Origin of the sequence: Ureaplasma miroungigenitalium (assembly GCF_025780085.1) — a bacterium.
Lineage (GTDB): Bacteria > Bacillota_I > Bacilli_A > Mycoplasmatales > Mycoplasmoidaceae > Ureaplasma > Ureaplasma miroungigenitalium.
Genome location: NZ_JAOXHL010000008.1, coordinates 1 through 888, shown reverse-complemented (window position 1 = coordinate 888; position 888 = coordinate 1). Strand labels below are relative to the sequence as shown.

1 protein-coding gene is annotated in these 888 nt (G+C 29.2%); it reads left to right on the top strand.

From position 1 onward, the window contains the following. Positions 1-888: site-specific DNA-methyltransferase (locus OF376_RS03160; protein ID WP_263822066.1), on the top strand; the 888-nt coding region annotated here is incomplete at both ends.

The following is an 888-nucleotide window of genomic DNA, read 5'->3' as shown; positions in this document are numbered from 1 at the left end:
AAAGATTAATTTTAGCTAAAGAACTGCTCAAAGATGATGGAGTTATTTTTGTGTCTATCGATGATAGTGAACAGGCTTATCTAAAAGTGTTAATGGACGATATTTTTGGTGAAGAGAATTTTGTTACTACGATTACATGAATTAAGAAAAGAGGACCTGGAGGCAATACTTCCTTTAATTATTCAATAGTTAAAAACACAGAATATATTTTGGTTTATTCAAAAAATAATGATATTAAAAACTTTAATTACATTAAACATAATCAAGTTCAATTGCAAAAATTGGGATATGTTAATAAAGATGAATACTTCGAAGATCGCGGCTATTACAAATTGACTATGTTATATCATCCTAGTTCAACAGGAAGCTTTCAATATACAAAGTCGTTAGACTATCTGATTAAAGCGCCTGATGGAACTTATTTTGAGTTACATGTAAATAAACACAAAAAAGAGTCTGGGTGTTATACTTGAGGCTATAAAACATATTTAGAAGGTGAAAAACTAGGTTTTATTGAATGTAAGAAGAATGATGATGGTGAATGAGTTGCTTATAGAAAACAATATGAAAAAGTTAAATTTGATCCAAAAACACACAAAATTGTCAAAATAGAAGCAGGTCAACAATATCAGAATTTTATCGATGATTTTTATTCTTCGAATGGTGGTGAAGATATTAAAAGTATTTTTTCAAACAAAAATATCTTTAGTTTCCCCAAGCCTATGAAATTAATTAAATATTTATTAGAAATGGCGACAGAAAACAAAAATGCCCGTATTCTGGATTTCTTTGCAGGTTCAGGAACAACTGCTCACGCTGTTTTGGAATTAAATAGAGAAGATGGTGGAAATAGAACTTTTACCTTGATAACCAATAATGAAAACGATA